The organism is Bartonella rattaustraliani AUST/NH4, assembly GCF_000312565.1.
GTDB classification, from domain to species: Bacteria; Pseudomonadota; Alphaproteobacteria; order Rhizobiales; family Rhizobiaceae; genus Bartonella; species Bartonella rattaustraliani.
The window spans coordinates 1-17392 of sequence record NZ_CALW02000012.1 but is presented as its reverse complement, the minus strand read 5'-3'; the positions used below and the strand labels follow the sequence as shown (position 1 = coordinate 17392).

The 17392-nt window shown below is 36.7% G+C and carries 11 protein-coding genes and 3 tRNA genes; 7 read left to right on the top strand and 7 right to left on the bottom strand.

Features of this window, described 5'->3' with window-relative positions; all coding sequences use genetic code 11:
- Positions 1–216: 216 nt before the first annotated feature.
- Together BN67_RS02165 and ilvA are read right to left on the bottom strand one after the other, a co-directional pair.
- Positions 217–750 (bottom strand): hypothetical protein, encoded by a 534-nt coding sequence (locus BN67_RS02165; RefSeq protein WP_019222519.1) that lies wholly within the window; start codon positions 748–750, stop codon positions 217–219.
- A gap of 36 nt (positions 751–786) precedes the next feature.
- Positions 787–2052, bottom strand: coding sequence for a threonine ammonia-lyase IlvA (gene ilvA, locus BN67_RS02160; RefSeq protein WP_026088118.1), 1266 nt, complete (start codon positions 2050–2052; stop codon positions 787–789).
- A gap of 166 nt (positions 2053–2218) precedes the next feature.
- On the opposite strand from ilvA, the gene BN67_RS02155 reads away from it, so the two are divergent.
- Positions 2219–2304, top strand: a tRNA-Leu gene (locus BN67_RS02155).
- A gap of 336 nt (positions 2305–2640) precedes the next feature.
- Here BN67_RS02155 and BN67_RS02145 read toward each other — a convergent pair.
- The 3 genes from BN67_RS02145 to BN67_RS02135 form a co-directional block, all read right to left on the bottom strand.
- Positions 2641–3495 (bottom strand): outer membrane protein, encoded by an 855-nt coding sequence (locus BN67_RS02145; RefSeq protein ID WP_019222516.1) that lies wholly within the window; start codon positions 3493–3495, stop codon positions 2641–2643.
- 654 nt (positions 3496–4149) lie between these two features.
- A complete protein-coding gene (locus BN67_RS02140; protein WP_019222515.1) occupies positions 4150–4422 on the bottom strand; it encodes a hypothetical protein in 273 nt (90 codons plus the stop codon).
- Positions 4416–6788: a mechanosensitive ion channel domain-containing protein gene (locus BN67_RS02135; RefSeq protein ID WP_019222514.1), complete on the bottom strand. Its 2373-nt coding sequence runs from the start codon at positions 6786–6788 to the stop codon at positions 4416–4418. The genes BN67_RS02140 and BN67_RS02135 overlap by 7 nt, the downstream gene beginning before the upstream one ends.
- 529 nt (positions 6789–7317) lie before the next feature.
- On the opposite strand from BN67_RS02135, the gene BN67_RS02130 reads away from it, so the two are divergent.
- The 4 genes from BN67_RS02130 to BN67_RS02115 all read left to right on the top strand — a co-directional run bounded on the left by BN67_RS02130 (position 7318) and on the right by BN67_RS02115 (position 13105).
- Positions 7318–7686, top strand: a complete 369-nt coding sequence (locus BN67_RS02130; protein WP_019222513.1) for a hypothetical protein — start codon at positions 7318–7320, stop codon at positions 7684–7686.
- Positions 7687–7749: 63 nt separating this feature from the next.
- Complete coding sequence (gene secD / locus BN67_RS02125) at positions 7750–10263, top strand: protein translocase subunit SecD (RefSeq protein ID WP_019222512.1); 2514 nt, start codon at positions 7750–7752, stop codon at positions 10261–10263.
- A 121-nt stretch (positions 10264–10384) separates the two neighbouring features.
- Positions 10385–12148, top strand: coding sequence for a cation:proton antiporter domain-containing protein (locus BN67_RS02120; protein ID WP_019222511.1), 1764 nt, complete (start codon positions 10385–10387; stop codon positions 12146–12148).
- Positions 12149–12154: 6 nt separating this feature from the next.
- Positions 12155–13105, top strand: a complete 951-nt coding sequence (locus BN67_RS02115) for a lysylphosphatidylglycerol synthase transmembrane domain-containing protein (RefSeq protein ID WP_019222510.1) — start codon at positions 12155–12157, stop codon at positions 13103–13105.
- Positions 13106–13745: 640 nt separating this feature from the next.
- On the opposite strand, the gene BN67_RS02110 is transcribed toward BN67_RS02115, so the two are convergent.
- Positions 13746–15323, bottom strand: coding sequence for a TerC family protein (locus tag BN67_RS02110; RefSeq protein ID WP_019222509.1), 1578 nt, complete (start codon positions 15321–15323; stop codon positions 13746–13748).
- 477 nt (positions 15324–15800) lie between these two features.
- Here BN67_RS02110 and BN67_RS02100 point away from each other — a divergent pair.
- Positions 15801–15876, top strand: a tRNA-Lys gene (locus tag BN67_RS02100).
- Positions 15877–16473: 597 nt separating this feature from the next.
- Positions 16474–16563: transfer RNA gene (locus tag BN67_RS02095), tRNA-Ser, on the top strand.
- A 269-nt stretch (positions 16564–16832) separates the two neighbouring features.
- Here BN67_RS02095 and BN67_RS02090 read toward each other — a convergent pair.
- A partial coding sequence (locus tag BN67_RS02090; RefSeq protein WP_019222507.1) for a DnaB-like helicase C-terminal domain-containing protein occupies positions 16833–17392 on the bottom strand: 560 nt, incomplete at its 5' end.

The window sequence follows — 17392 nt, the reverse complement described above, 5'->3', positions numbered from 1 at the left end:
GATCTTGATATTTTCAATTTGTAAAGCAACGCTTGAAAGAGCGATTTGCGCATCTCATGTGCACCTTAAAACCAAGGCAAAGGTATATAAATTCATTTTTAAAAAAGCCAAGAAACCAGCCCCAAAACACCATCACCTCTATTATCATTGGATTATAACAAAAAAGCAAGCCCCAAGATATATTTCACTATGAACAAAAAACAATATTTCAAGCATTTATTTCTTCATTATAACTTCCTTTAGAGGCAGATGTATCTGATCAAAATCAGGATAAATTTCTAGAAAAACTGGATTTTGTATAGTTTTATGACCACCATAAATTAAATACCATCGTGTTTTATCAAAAATCGCCAACGTCTTATATTTAATAAGACGATCTTTTGTTTCTAGTCTCGTCGGAATCAGCGCATAAACAGCACCACTCTCGGTTTGCAAATAATCTATGTTCGTTTCATCTAAATGATAAGCACCTGCAGGCAAATTTTCAAATTGAACACGCAGCTGTTGAAGAAAATCATGATGTAAACTCTCTTCTGTCGTCTGCAATCGGCGCGCTATCTCTTTATAAAGCCGATCAGGCATATGAGAAGAAAGAAGTGTAAAATTTCCGTTTTTTACAGAATCATTCACCTCAACAATGAGGCTTGAAAGCCCAGCTTTTTGTGTTTCTGTTGGCTCAAATGCGAAACTTTGCTTACCTGCTCCTAACAACAAAAAGAGACAAAGCATAAAATAAAAAATAGACTTCATTTTAATATCTTTCGTTTTAGAAAAAGTCCCATCTTCTCAGATAACAAAATCAAATAACGTTTGATCATTGGTAATATCACGATAGCGCCAACCTAAATCTTGAAACTTTTTCTCTAAAAGAGAAAAGCTATTGTATTTTTTTGTCTCAATTGCAATCAACACAGAACCAAAGCTTCTCGCCGACTTTTTCAAATATTCAAAGCGCACGATATCATCATCTGGCGATAATGTCGCAAGAAAATGACGCAATGCACCAGGTTGTTGCGGAAAACTAAAAATAAAATACTTTCTTAATCCCTGAAAACGCAAAGAACGCTCTTTAATCTCTGGCAAGCGCTCAAAATCAAAATTACCACCTGAAATAACAAGAAGGACTTTTTTGCCTTTCAATTCTTGAGGGGAAAAACTGTTAAGTGCATCAATCGATAAAGCGCCTGCAGGCTCAAGAACGACACCTTCCACATTAAGCATTTCAACCATTGTAGAACAAACACGATTCTCAGGAACTGTAATAACAGAATCTGGCGAGAATTTCTTCAACAACCTATAATTTAACGCACCAATTTCAGCAACAGCAGCACCGTCCACAAATGTATCAATAGTTTCAAGTTTGACACGTTTGCCACTCTTCAAACAGGCAAGCAAACTTGCCGCTCTTTGTGGTTCAACAAAACGAAGCTTCGTTTTCCAACCATATTCATGTAAAAATTGACTCACACCACCAGCCAAACCACCACCCCCGACAGGCACAATGATGAAATCTGGCTCACTTTCTCCATTAAGTTTCTTCCACTGCAAAACAGCCTCACAAAGAACTGTCGCTTGCCCCGTAACAATGTGGGCATCATCAAAAGGCGGTGCCATGATACCACCACTTTGTGCAGCAAAAGACTGTGCAGCTGCATAACATTGATCAAACGTCTCACCAACCAAACGAATATCAATAAACTCTTTCCCAAAAATGCGCGTCTTATCTATTTTTTGTTGTGGTGTCATCACAGGCATAAAAATCACGCCTTTACGTTTAAAATGGCGACAAACAAACGAGACCCCTTGCGCATGATTCCCAGCTGAAGCACAAACAAACACAGCCTCTGGAGATATCTTGCCAAGCATTTTAGAAACAAAATTAAAAGCACCACGAATTTTATAAGACCGTACCGGCGTTAAGTCCTCACGTTTCAAATAAATTTCTGCATCAAATTTCTGACTTAGAAAATCATTTTTTTGAAGTGGCGTTTCAGTAAACACATTGTGTAAAGCCACCATAGATTCATTTACGTCTTGAATAAATTTCCCCATAACACCAATTATTTCATACTGCGTTAATATACAGACACAAACTCTTATCTAGCGACAAAGATAAGTTTTGTCAGTCAAAATTTTATCATCCCAAAATGAAAAGTTTTTCTCTTACTCATTAATCCTTGATTCAATAAAAAATATAGCTTATGAGAGAGCTCTTATCGCGGACGTGATGAAAACGGTAAACATAGCAGACTTAAAATCTGCCGGTCGAAGGCCTTGCGGGTTCAAGTCCCGCCGTCCGCACCATAATAAAATAGTTTTTTCTCACTTTCCAATGTGTTGGTTATAACAACTAAAGTCATCTCTCAATTATTTTATTGCAGCTCTTTCAAAGAGAGTCATGATGAAACAAAATCGAATCATCTCCTCTTTGGTTATATTTTTTGAGAAGAAAATGTTTGAGTTATCTTTAATCATTGAGAGTCACTCCATTCTAGAGAATGGAAATCCGAAAAACTTTTCTCTACCTCTCATGATTTCCAAAACAATAAACATCTATTATTTTACAAAACAAAGGGCATAAATAAAAAATAAAGGCCCTAAGAAATAGGACCTTCTTAAGCAACTTTAATTTTACAAAAACTAAAACTTATAAGCGACTCCAGCACGAAAATCATTCGTATTATGCTTAATTTCAATCACATCTTTAAATTTCTTTTTACCAAAATCTGAATAGCGATACTCTGCACGCAGAATAATATCATCTGTAACTGCGAAATCAATACCACCACCAAGAGTATAGCCAATCATTGTATTGGTAACATCTGATGTCGCATTAAAAGGTTGTTCTCCCGTAATTGAAACAGAAAAAATATCCTGAAACTGTCCATAAGCAACACCGCCAGAAACATAAGGCATAACACGATCAAAAGGCAAACCAACACGTACCCGTGTAGCACCAGACCATTTTTGCTTCAAAGTATGGCTAACAGTTCCCCGAACTTCATTTTTCTGCTCATCGTCACTTCCCTCACGCAGCATACTTCTCCTTTCAGCAGCTTGAGCAGGAGCACCAACAGTTTCAGTTTTTGTATCTTTTTGCTGAAACAAAAGCATATCTGTATCAACGCCTAAGACCAAACCATTGCCTACATCAAAATTAACACCTGCGTAAAGACCTGCTGTAAAGCCTGAAAGTTTAGGCAAATACTTTTCCTCAAGCGGAATCCATTTTTTACCTTTGCTTACCTCATCAGGATGAAGAGGAATCTCAACATCGGGCACTGTTGCAGAAGTTTTACCCGAGCGACCACCAATTTGACCTCCAAAATAAAAACCTGACCAAGAAAAAGATGGAGAAACAACAACCGATGAAGAAGTAGGCTCTGGCTGTTCAGAAGCAACCACATCCGCTGCCTGCACTCCAGAAGCTGAAACAAAAGCAAAAACGGATGCTGCAATAAATTTTGTATTCGCTACAATAAACTTTGTATTCATAAAATTATACCCCACTGCTCTATTTAAACATAAAAAAACCATCTTTAGAAAACCAGAATATTATAAAACTTTATGATATAAAATCCAATTTACTCCTTTATAATAATAATGAAACGCATAATTACATCAAAATTTAATTTAATAAACAAATTTTAATACTTCTAAAAAAGCTTAAATAATTAAGATATAAAAGGTTAACAAATCATTAAAATTATATACTACATTTTCTTTTTAAAAGATAAAATATTTTTTATTATAAATAAATATTTCGTTATATATAAATATCGCAAATAAATCATAAAATTTAATCAACAAAAAAGTTTTCTTTAACCAAACACATAAAAAATAAAAGACTCATTCTATAGATACATATAAATTCACAAGATACATGCTATAAATCACAGTTTACTTAATTATACTTATTTTTTTCTTATAAACAATAAATATTATTAGAAAATAATTTTAATTGCTATATCATTAAAATATATAAAATTACATTTATATAGAGAAAGATATGTCTATATTAAGTCATATAAATGGACACTGCATAAAAATCTAAGCTTACTATATGAAAATATTCAACAGTAATAATTCAAAAATTCACGAATAACCTTCTCTATACTGAAAAATATTATAATAAAAACTCAAGCTATTTTACTTAAAGATTGCTCTACCATGGCTGATTTCTATATTATCTTCTATCTTTATTGCAAAACGGTCTTTATTTGGAAAGGTAATAAAACACCCTTTCATACAAACCGTAGCTGTTTGCTGAGGGTTTAATGAGATGTTTACAGCTATACTTCCTTCAACGAGAATAAAAGATTGTACCTTTAAATCCGTATTCTTCACAATTGCTGCAAAAGCTGTCATGGTCAAAACATCTAAGAGTGTAACCATAATAAAAATGTGAATACATTTCAGCATTCTAGTATTCCTTCCTCAACAAAGCGTTTATATAATACAAAGCGAAGAGCATTGGTTACCTTAGAGGGAGAGGTAATATTAGGCACATAAACAGCCAAATTAAAGGTAAATTTTTTACTATCAAATGCAGTAAAACTCACCTGCGGCGCAGGATTTTTTAAAACCCCTTCTGTGGTAGAAGCAATCTCGAGCAAAATTTCAACAACACGCTCTGGAGCAATATTGGAAGAAACAGAAACAGGTACATCAACCAGTCCTATTTTACTTTGTCGTGTCCAGTTGCTGACATTGTTATTGATAAGAGACGAATTAGGAATAATAATCGTCTTACACTGAAATGTTTCAAGTTCTGTTGCGCGCACACTAATACGTTTTACAATACCGCCGACCGATCCGGATTCCACATAATCACCGATTTGAAAAGGTCTTCCAATCAAAATAATAAGCCCAGAGACAAAATTTTGAACAATATTTTGCAATCCAAAGCCTATACCAAGCGAAAGCCCTCCAGCAATAAGCGCAAAGTTTTTGAGTTCCAAACCTGCAATTGATAATCCTATCAAAGCAGAGACAATTACTCCGGCATAATTGATAACCGTTGCGATAGAATTACGTACGCCAGAATCAAACTTTCCATGTACCAACACCGTTTCATCTAAGCAATGGATAAATCGACGAACAAAAAACCAGCAAGCAAAAAAAACAACAACTCCAGTCCCAACAGACATCAAAGAAATATAGATATTTCCAATCTGAAAACCTGTCATAAACTGCCATAAAAGCGCTCTCAAATCAGAATAAGAAACCCCAAATTGTACAACTATTGGCACCGTACAAAACACAATGACAAACAAACTCAGGAAAATGCTTAAAATACCCCCGAGTTGATTCATTGTCTTCTCTTCCAAGTGCAACCATTGCATCAAAGCAAAACCAACACTTGTTTTCATAAATTGTCCTTTAATTCTAATGGCTTGAGCACTTTTTATCCCCAAATACATTAAAACTAAAAATGCACCGCCGATCATCATCTGCTGCACAATAAAACGGGCCAAACCAACATAGCCTAACAAATCCATCACAAGCAACGATAATCCCAATAAAATCAGAGGAATGCGTATATAAACTGGAAAAAAAAACGCCTCACTCCCTTCATTTGGAGAAGGACGACGCTTAAACAAAGGTACAAACGAGATGACAAACAACAATATCGCTACCAAAAAAACAGCAATAAAACTTTTTGCAATTGTTAAAGAAAGAGAAGCCGAAATAATTTGATAAATACTATCCAGCACAGCATCAACTGCTAAAATGGCGCCTAAAAAAGTGAACAAAACCACCAATTGAGAGGCTGCAGACGGCGTAATATTAAAAAGTTGGAGAAACTTTATATTCGATGATAAAAGAACAACAGCCAGACGATTTACCAAAAAAACCAAAATGATTTGACACCCAAGCATATCAAATACTGTTGCGAGTTTTCCTAGATCTAAACCAAAACCACGGAATAAAAACGACACAAGATAAACGCAAACAATACATACAAACGCAGGAAAAAAAACTGAAACAAAGGCGACGAATAAGCGTTGTAAATACGATATTTCCCCATAACTTTTGGTAAAATGTTCACGCACATGAGCTAAAATTTTTCCAGAAAGATGAGAAAGACCTAAAGCAATACAAAGTGGAATCAAAAAGGAAAGAAACAGTTGCAATATCTTGAAATAAAACACAAAATCCCACCAAGAACGCAACAACAAAAAAAAGTCAGAGGAAGCTTCTTTGGTTTTTTTAACAAGATGTTGAATCATAGGCATTGAAAATTCAAGCTTGTGAGTAAACCTACGTTTAAAAAGTTCTCGAGATTGAGAAATAGAAAGTTCCGCTATTCTATTTGTAGCTAAAAAGACTGTTTCTAATCGAAGTACGAGATTATTAATTTGAGCTTTTTGTTTGATCAAATGAGAATGCTGCTGATCTTGATTTTTCAAGTTTTTTAAATCATCATAGAGCTCTGTAAATTGATTAAGAAGAATATTAATATCATTAAGAGGTGTGCGTAAAATAAACGCTTCTTCTAGGGCACGTTGACTAATATTTCGTGCACGTAACCGAAGCTCTGCCAAAGCACGCTCATCCTCTGGTTTATTTTCAAAATCTTCTTTTAAAGTTTCTGTATTTTGTTCAAGAGTTTTAATAACTTCCTTCTGTTGTTGAATAATTTCATCAACAGAGTGAGAGTCTATCGATTGTACGGTAATAATATTTTGTGCTCTAAGATGTTCCCATGCACAAGAGCTAAATACAGTGATAATTCCAAGAATAAAGAAAACGATGCGTAATTTTTTTCTAAAAAATGAATACATATCTGCCTTAGACTTAACGTGCTACACTTCGTAAAATAAAATTATTGTTTTTTTATGTTAGAAGTTTGGAATTTCTAAGCTTACATTTGGAGATAAGGACCCGAGAACAATAGCATATAAACCACATTTTAGCTATTAATTTAAATACAATCCAATAGAAAATTTTAATAAGAAAAATTGAAGATCTGATGAAGGCGGTTCATAAAATCATTTCTCGTTTCGTTTTAGCTGACATCTACTTTTATAGTTTTTTCTTTACGCTACAGATAGGCTATAAAACGGTACAAACTCTTGTAACCTTTCTCTCTACCACACTCATCTTCTATATGATTTCTATCGCCATCTTATATCATTTTAGATGTATAAAAAGGAATCTACCCCTTTTCTAAAAAATATGATATAAAAGAAACGTTTTCAACGTTTATAGAATAATCTCATAAAAGCTTTTCCTTATCCTATAATACTGGTAGCGAGAAAGGATAACAGTACATTGAACACTCAAAAAGATTAAAAAAGAAGGCGTCCGAACATGCTTTTTTTGCACCTTTTTTGCAAAAAAGAAGATTTTCTTTCCTTTACGGCTTGGATTCTTTTATCCAGTTTGGGCATATTATTAGTAAATAACCTAGGAGCACGGGCTTGCTGGCTCAAGCAATCACAAAAAAATCACATCATAAAAACGAATGTACTTAATCTAGCAAACAACTGTGATCATCTCAATGGAGCAATAACCGAAAAAAGAGGTACACCTCATGCAGATCCACTTCTACCCATCAATAGTTTTCAAAATATTGAAGCATTATGCCTCCTTTTAAGAATAGCCATAGTCGTTTGTACACAACTTGACGACTTACAAACACCCTCTTTTTCAAATCAACGTGCTCCTCCTCTTGTTTGAATTGTAAAACGATTATCTTACCTTTCATTTTAATAACGAATTGTCTATTAGCGGAATATTATTATGCGTACACCCGGTTGGTTAACCACCCTTTATTGTTTTGTTCTTTTCAGCAGCATTTACATTGCTCTGCCCAATTTATTTTCGCAAGAACAGGTTAAAACCACACAATTCTTACCCAACACCCGTGTAACACTTGGTCTAGATCTTCAAGGAGGTTCTTCTCTCCTGCTTGAAGTGGATAGCAAAACATTAAAACGTGATCAATTACACACCGTTTTAGGAAATGTGCGTAACATACTACGTGAACAACAAATCCGGACATCAAGTGTTCGTATTATCGAAGAAAGCATCGTTGTACTCGTTTCTGATTCATCAGAAACTGAAAAAGCACTCTCTGCTTTAAAAACACTGATCACTCCCATACAAGGTAGCTTTGGTAAAACAGGCGATAATATTGCAATCAGTGCTCAAAATGAAACTATCCGTATAGTATTAACGGAGGCCGGTATTAAAGATCGCATAAGCAATGCTATTGAACAAAGCTTAGAAATCATCCGTCGCCGTATAGATCAAGTTGGTGTGACAGAACCTGCTATTCAAAAGGTTGGAACGGATCGTATTATGGTTCAATTGCCAGGTTTACAAGACCCAAAGCAACTGCGTGATCTTTTAGGAACAACCGCTAAGATGAGCTTTCATCTGGTGCCCTCTCATGTAGATATCAACAATCCTCCCCCAGGTGTTTCCATTCTTCCTGGCTATACAGATGAAACACAACACTACGCAATTTATGACCAAATTGCCTTAGATGGAAATGTTCTCAAAGACGCTCGCGCAGGTTTTGATCCACAACTACCAGGACGTTCTATTATTTCATTCACATTAGATTCTGCTGGTGCAAAAATATTTGCGGATATAACGCGACAAAATATTAACCGCCCTTTTGCAATCGTTCTTGACAATAAAGTTTTGACTGCTCCCACTATAAATAGCGTCATTCCCAATGGACAAGGTCAAATTACAGGAAATTTTGACGCGAAAGAAGCCTCCACTTTGGCTGCTCTTCTGCGTGCTGGTTCCCTACCCGCACCACTGACCGTGATTGAAGAAAGAACCGTAGGTCCAAATCTTGGTGCTGATGCCATCCAAATGGGACTTTACACTGGCATAATCGGCTTCATTCTTGTTGCAGTTTTTATTTTTCTTCTCTACAGAACTTGGGGCGCCATCACCAATATAGCCTTAGCATTCCACACTATTTTAACATTTGCGGCCTTAAGTCTTCTCGGTGCGACACTCACATTACCAGGGATCGCTGGTATTATTTTAGGCATTGGTATCGCTGTTGATGCCAACATTCTCATCAATGAGCGTATCCGTGAGGAAAGCCAAAAAGGTATCAGTGCCTTTGCAGCCTTAGACCGTGGATTTAAGCATGCTTTCGCAACCATTGTTGATGCCAATGTTACTGCGATGATTGCAACTATTTTACTGTTTTGGTTTGGTACAGGTCCCGTTCGCGGTTTTGCTGTAACAATGTTGCTTGGTATTATTATCTCCATGTTCACGAATATCACCATCGTGCGTATTATGATGATTTGGGTTATTCGCAAATGGAAAATTAAAACTCTGCATCTTCACTCGATTTTCAATATCATTCCACAAAATACAACATTCCGCTTTATGAAAGCACGCTTTATTGGTATTGGCGTCTCTATCGTTTTATCGCTTGCTTCAGTTTTTCTATTTTTTGAGCCTGGCTTGAATTTTGGAATCGATTTTATTGGCGGGAGCCAAATGACTATTACCACTAAAACACCAGCAAGCTTAGCAACTTTACGCTCCAAGCTTTCCGCTCTTAACATTGGTGAAATTACACTGCAAAACATGGATAATGAAAACACTGTTCTCATTCGTATGCAGAAACAAAGTGGGAGCGAAGCACAACAAACCATTGGCATTGATAAAGTGAAAACAACCGTACAAAATATCTATCCAGATGCCACATTTGATCAAATAGAAGTTGTTGGTCCCAAAATTTCAGGTGAGCTGGCTACAGCTGCTTTTACGGCTGTTATTCTCGCAGCAATTGCAATGTCTCTTTATATATGGTTGCGTTTTGAATGGTTCTTTGCCGTTGGTGCGATTGTAACACTGATCTTAGACACCACAAAAATGATTGGCTTTTTTGCTTTATTCCAACTTGATTTTAATTTGACAGCCATAGCCGCTCTCTTAACAATTGTTGGTTATTCCATAAATGATAAAGTCGTTGTCTATGACAGAATGCGTGAAAATATGCGCCTTTATAAAAAAATGCCATTGCGTGAACTTATTGACCTTTCAATTAATCAGGTTCTTGTACGTTGTCTTTTTACATCAGCAACCACAGTTTTAGCGATGTTACCTATGGCGATATGGGGTGGAAGTGCTGTCCATAATTTTGCAGTCCCCATGGTCTTTGGCATTATTATTGCAACATCATCCTCTATCTTTATTGCCGCTCCTATTTTACTCCTTCTAGGAGATTGGTGGCGTGAACGGAAAAATCATAAAAAAACGCAACCAAAATAAAAATGCCTTAACTGCTTCATATAAACCATGACTGATTCATATAATATATCACTCCTTTCATCTCATAAGAATGACAGTTTTTTAGCCTATTCATTTTTTGATAAAGAGTCGTAAATAGTCCATGCTCCATGATACACCACTTATTACAACGATTGTTGCGGGCTTATGTTTAGCATTTCTTTTGGGAATGATTGCAAGTCGTTTACGAATTTCACCACTTGTGGGATATTTGTTAGCTGGCGTCATTGTAGGACCCAATACAGGCGGCTTCAAAATAGATTCCGCTATTATTAATCAGCTTGCTGAAATTGGTGTTATTTTGCTAATGTTTGGTGTTGGATTGCATTTTTCATTAAAAGATCTCTTATCTGTCAAAGCGATTGCTATTCCTGCAGCCATAGCACAAATAGCATTTTCGACTTTTCTAGGTTTATGTCTTGGCCTCATCATGGGATGGGGCTTCATCGGAAGCTTGGTCTTTGGTTTAGCTTTGTCAACAGCAAGTACTGTTATTTTGCTACGTGCTTTGCAAGAACGTCATCTTATGGAAACAGAAAAAGGACGCATTGCGGTTGGATGGCTGATCATTGAAGATTTAGCAATGGTTTTGATACTTGTCCTCATACCATCCCTGGCCAATATTCTTAGCAGCACCAAAAAAGAAGCGTTTGATCCTCTTGTTCAATGGTTGGACTTAAGTATTTGGGGAATTTTTGGTGTCACCATTCTGAAAGTGATTATCTTTATCGCCCTCATGCTCATTATTGGACGACGCATTATCCCGTGGTTACTCAAAATGAGTGCGCAATCAGGATCACGTGAATTATTTCGTCTTAGTGTTGTTGCTATTGCACTGGGAGTAGCTTTCGGAGCAGCTCATTTATTTGGTGTTTCTCTTTCTCTTGGTGCCTTTTTTGCGGGCATGGTTATGAGTGAATCAGAATTAAGCCACCGTGCAGCAGAAGAATCCTTACCTCTACGAGACGCATTTTCTGTTCTTTTCTTTGTTTCTGTGGGGATGTTATTTGATCCAGGAAAACTATTGACTCATTTTTTTCCTCTCTTAGCAACATTATTCATTATTATAATAGGAAAATCTGCTGTTGCCTTCTTCATTGTTAAAGCTTTTCGCTATTCTCATGCAACCGCTTTAACCATTTCTGCAAGCCTTGCCCAAATCGGAGAATTTTCTTTTATTCTTGCAGGCTTAAGTTTAAGCTTGGGGCTTTTAAACAATGATGCCCATGATTTAATTCTCGGGGGAGCCATTCTTTCTATTTTGCTTAATCCCCTCGTTTTCATTACCTGTAACAAAATTAAAAAACATTTAGAAAATTTGCCTGCAAAATTACAAGATACACAAACGGTTACCGATATTGAGCCTCAAGATCCTGATCAAGAGTTTTTACCAATAACCTTAAAAACCAATCATATTGTGATTATTGGTTACGGCCGTATTGGTAAATATATTGCACACTCTTTAAGAGACAAAGGAAAGCCTATAGTCATAGCGGAAGAATCAAGACGCCTTGCTGATCAAGGAATTGCAGATGGCTTCGAAATCATTTGCGGAAATATCATTCAACCAGAAATCATGAATGCAACAAATATCAACAATGCATACAAAGTTGTTATTACAATGCGAAGCACTATTGAAGTAGGAGAATGTATAGTGAATATACGTGATATAAGGAAAGATATCCAAATCATCACCCATGCACTATCCGATGTAGAAACAACTTACCTTATTGATTTGGGCGCAGACATTGTAGTAACTGACGATGAAGAAATTGCTCATGGATTTATTGAACATATCACGGGGCAAAGAGTTTTGAAACATAGAGATGAGAATGAATTCAGTTTACAGAAAACACAAAATGGATAAAGACGCGTGAAAATAAAGCAGTTTATATGGCCATTTATTGGTATTTTAGCAATGCTGGTATCTATCCGCATTCTTTATATAAAGCTTTCTGCTATTTCTTTCCATGATGTCCTGGAACGCTTAAGCAATTTAAGTGCGCAACACTGGCTATTAGCCTGTTTATGCTCTCTTTTAGCTTACGCTGCTCTTGCTGGATATGACCGTATTGCCTTACAACATTTGGGTCATAAAATTTCTTGGATTTTTATCGCCATATGTTCGTTTACCACTTATGCACTTTCACACAACATTGGTGCTTCTGTTTTTTCTGGTGCAGTTGTACGCTATAGAGCCTATAAAATGAAAGGATTAAATGGAACAGAAGTTGCGATATTGGTAGGTTTTTGCTCTTTTACTTTTGTCATCGGTACAGTTTTTCTCTTTGGAATCGTTTTGCTTCTGCAACCTGAGATTATCACTCTCATTCATGAGAATCTTCCTGAAGGGCTTGGAACAGCTGTTGGTATAGCTCTGCTCAGCTGTATAGGGCTTTATACTTTTGGCAGTTGGCTTCAACTAAAACCCTTACGCTTGAGCAAAAAAATTCAACTTTCCTACCCACGGTTGAAAATTGTTCTTCAACAGCTGCTTATTAGTCCTTTAGAACTTTTAGGAGCAGCAGGGATTATCTACGCTGTTCTTCCATATAGTGCAGATGTGCATTTTATTTCTGTTCTCGGTGTTTTCTTGGCATCTTTCACGATAACCCTTCTCTCCAATGCTCCAGCTGGAGGAATTGGTGTTCTGGAAGCTTTGTTCATAACAGGCATGCCTAGTGTCAACCCAACCGACGTTGTTGCAGCCCTTATTGTATTTAGAATGCTTTATTTGATTATACCCTTCATCATTTCATTATTTGTTGTCGCAATTTTCGAAACGCAACAATATTGGAAACGAACACCCACACCTCCTAAATAAAAAGACAAATCTCTCCCCTCTTCTTTTTCGTGCAAATATCTATCAACAATCATTGTACCGAATGTTACTCCCTATATAAACTATCATAGCCGTTATCTTCGTTGTCTTTCTCGTACTACACCTTAAAGCCCTTCTTTTTTCACACCAACTGCATGATACATAATACATTGGAAATCTTTTTATCCTCAAAAACCTATTTACCAATCTAGAAAATGAACTTTATAGAGAAAACAACCTTCAATCAACTTTCAATGCAAAAATATCGAGATGGCAACTTTAAAGGATCAACCTCTTCCCTATAAAATTTTATCATGAAAAGAAAAAATCAAAGGAATTTTACGAATATACAAAAGAGCATTTTATAAAATATTGACCCTTTTAAAATTTAGAACGCACATATATGCAGTCCCCATTTCACGATGAATGATTATTTCACAACCAACTTTGTATCATTTTTTCTCATTCCCCCTCACAGACCATTAATACACACTCCTTTTTGCATAAAAATGCATTGAGAATTTAACTTTCCTATACGTATCACTTCTTGCTTAAAGCGCTGCAAAAAATAATGACAGTGCAATCAAGCTACAGATTCTCGCACTTTGTACCATCAAAAGAGCTTTTTTATCACCTTATTGCTTTATAATAATGAGCTTTTTTCTGGTTCAGCAAGTGGAGAGATAAGGATTTTAGAGACATTTCGGCGATCCATTTCAACAACCTTAAAGCGTAAGCCATCAGCTTCAAAACTTTCTCCCTCATTCGGCAAATGACCAAATTGCCAAAGCATAAATCCTGCCAGAGTCGTATAACGATCTGCCTCATCAACAAGATTACGCTCAAGATAACCGCTTAAACGTCGAATATCAGCATATCCTTCAACAAGAAGACTTCCATTTTCAAGTTGTTCTGCAATCATAAGTTCTTCATCATCATCAGGAAAATCGCCAGCAATAGCTTCAAGAATATCGGTTGGTGTTGCAATTCCTTCAAAAGAGCCATGCTCATCAACAACAATTGCAAACTGAACAGAAGAATGGCGTAATTGCTCCATCAATCGTAAAACGCTTGTATTCTCATGAACGACAAGCGGCTCTCGCATCGCTTTTTTCCAATTTATCTTTTTTCCTTCAGCCAAATTTAAAAGAAGATCTTTGGTCAAAGCAACCCCAACAAACTCATCCACTTTTTCACGAGCAAGAACTAAGCGGCTATGTTTAACCTTTTGTAATTCTTCACGCATTTCACTTTCGTCACCATTTAAATCCAGCCACTCAATCTCATTGCGCGGTGACATAATAGAACGAACGGGACGGTCAGCCAAATCGAGAACACCACGAATCATTTCTTTTTCTTCGCGTCGAAAGATATCAGAAACCGCAGCTCGTTCAGCAATAACATCCACAGTCTCACCAAGATTACCATCTTTGTTTCTCCCTCCTAAGAGTTTCAAAACAGCATCAGCGGTTCGACCACGAAGATCATTTGTTGTAATCATCTTTTCACGATTACGGCGTCCAATTTGATTAAAAGCTTCAATGAGAACAGAAAAACCAATAGCAGCATATAAATACCCCTTTGGAATATGAAAGCCAAATCCTTCGACAATGAGAGTAAAACCTATCATCATCAAAAAACCAAGACACAAGATTACAATAGTGGAATGACGATTAATAAAACGCATAAGAGGGCCAGACCCATACATCATAACACCCATAGCAACAATAACGGCTATATACATAACCGATGCCTGCTCCTTTGCGATCATACCTGTTGCAGTAATAATACTATCTAGAGAAAAGACGGCATCCAGCACCACAATTTGAATAATGACCTGCCAAAACACGGCATAAGCAGCGCCAACTTTTCTTTCATGCGAGGCACCTTCTAATCTTTCATGGAGCTCTAAAGTTCCCTTTGCTAGCAAAAAAGCACCACCACAAATCAAGATGAGGCTATGCCAACTAAACATAAAGGATGAGAATGAAAAAATGATTGTCTCAAGATTCATCACCCATCCAATAACCATCAGAAGAATAAGTCGCATCACTAATGCTAAAGTGAGACCGATCAAGCGTGCACGATCACGCAAATGCAGTGGTAACTTTTCAGCTAAAATTGCAATAAAAACAAGATTATCTATCCCCAAAACGATTTCGAGAAAAATCAACGTGACCAAGCCAAACCACGCATGGGGATCCACGATCCACTCCATCATAGTTCATCCTTTGAAAATTTAAAAATGTGTAATTGAAAAAACAAATTCATAAGCTTTTATTCCCAAAACGGATCAAAAACCCACAATGGGTCAAAAACATTGAACGCAAACAGATTGCACTCAACGCAAAAAACCGCCAAATAACGCTTATACATACATGATTACTGAAAAAATTTATAAAACAAAATAATAGCCTATACCACTTGTGACAACAAGAAGGTTCATCTGAATCTTTCTCGGGCATTACGCGCGACAATCCTCCAACTCACAATTCTTATAAATAACCAGACATTTATTTATAGAGATTCCTATAATGGTTCTCTTTTTATATAAGATCAAGGGGTAAAGCTCTATTTTTAACCAAGCAGCAAGTTTAGCCATAAACTGTAGCTTTTTATCTAAAAAATAATAAAACTCTCTAGACATCCTCCTTTAGGAGCGTTATAGAACCGCTCACCTTTATCTTTTTCAAAAAGTGGGTGATTAGCTCAGTCGGTAGAGCAGCTGACTCTTAATCAGCGGGTCGTGGGTTCGATCCCCTCATCACCCACCATTTATTTTATACTACCTTTAATCTATGTGTAGCTTGTCATCAGGTTTTGCAGAATTTGACAGCAGGTTTTGCAGCAATTCATTTTTAAAATTCACGTCTTTTTTGATTTTTTGACAAATTTTTCCTTATTTTCGTTGCCAACACACGTATAATGCAAAAATCCTCAAAGCCTCTTCAAAGGCGGTTTTCTGGGCTTTCACAGACTTTTTAAAAATCTTCAAAGGGTTTTCAAAGACCTTTCAAAGCCTTTTCTCAGTTTTGCTAAAAAGTCGTAACTTTTACCATTTTTCGCATTTTTTTCCAATTTTAGCTGTCAAAATCTATTTTGACAAAACGCGCATTTAATGGTAAAAACTGTACATAAAAACAACAAATTACCACCTATTCCTAACTCATCCCACCTCTTCCCACTTACTGCAAAACCTACTGTCAAACTACAATAAGTTATTTACACTAAAATGAGACTACCTGAGTTAAGCACAGTTTTTTAAAAGAAATTACCCCTATTGGGCTTTAAGCAATTTTATTAAAAATGGTTAGAAGGCCATTTAAATGATTGACCTTTGTCAAGAACCTTGTAAAAAGCATATTTAGTTTGGAGGGGTGGCCGAGCGGTTTAAGGCACCGGTCTTGAAAACCGGCGTGCAGGAGACTGTACCGTGGGTTCGAATCCCACCCCCTCCGCCACAGCGCTTTTATAGCTGTAGCTTGTCACCAGGTTTTGCAGAATTTGACTGTAGCTTGTCACCAGGTTTTGCAGAATTTGACTGTATGTAGCTTGTCAGCAGGTTTTGCAGAATTTGACACCAGGTTTTGCAGCAATTCATTTTTAAAATTCACGTCTTTTTAAAAAAATTAAAGGGGTTTTCAAAGGGTCTTCAAAGGTCTTTCAAAGGGCGTTTTAAGATGCATAATTTTTGGTGAGAGCCTCTTGGATTTTTTCTAAGATATGACGATTATCTTCTCTCTTCCAGATCGCTAAAGCGTGTAAAATCGGATTGAAAGGCAAGAGGAACGACGCCTGTCGGACCATGACGTTGTTTGGCTATAATAACCTCAGCTTTGCCCTTGGCTTTCTCCATTGCCTCTTGCCATTTACTATACTCAAGGGAGCCTTCTTTGGGTGCTTCATTTTTGAGATAATATTCTCCACGATAAACAAACAGCACAACATCGGCATCTTGTTCAATGGAACCTGATTCTCGTAGATCGGCAAGCTGGGGACGTTTATCTGTTCGGTTTTCAACTTGGCGTGAGAGCTGTGAAAGAGCAATGATCGGGATATTGAGTTCTTTTGCCAAAGCTTTAAGCCCCATGGTAATCGCTGTGATTTCTTGAACGCGGTTTTCTGAAGAACGTTTTGCACTACTTGTCATTAACTGGATATAATCAATGACTAAGACACCCAAACCATGTTGGCGTTTGAGACGCCTTGCACGGGCGGATAATTGGGCAAGGGAGATACCACCAGTTTGGTCGATATAAAGGGGTATTTTTTGTAAATGATGCGTTGCAC